This is a genomic window from Halomonas marinisediminis (genome assembly GCF_004347715.1).
In the GTDB taxonomy this organism is placed as follows: Bacteria; Pseudomonadota; Gammaproteobacteria; order Pseudomonadales; family Halomonadaceae; genus Halomonas; species Halomonas icarae.
The window spans coordinates 1-220 of the sequence record NZ_SLTR01000871.1 but is presented as its reverse complement, the minus strand read 5'-3'; the positions used below and the strand labels follow the sequence as shown (position 1 = coordinate 220).

Here is a 220-nt window from a genome sequence, read left to right as displayed (position 1 = left end):
CCGCGCGGATGGCGTTCTCCAGCGCGCGGTCGTCGTCGGGATATTCCCGCAGGGGCTTGCGCAGGTCGGCATTGTCCTCCTGGCCCAGGCACATGAACAACTCGCCCGTGCAGGTCAGGCGCACCCGGTTGCAGCTTTCGCAGAAATTATGGGTCAGGGGGGTGATAAACCCAAGTTTTTGCCCGGCCTCCTCCAGCCGGACATAGCGCGCGCGCCCGCC

1 pseudogene is annotated in these 220 nt (G+C 65.9%); it reads right to left on the bottom strand.

Annotation, left to right across the window (positions count from 1 at the left end):
* Nucleotides 1-220 (bottom strand): annotated as a pseudogene (locus E0702_RS18820) (GTP 3',8-cyclase MoaA); the annotation flags it as partial.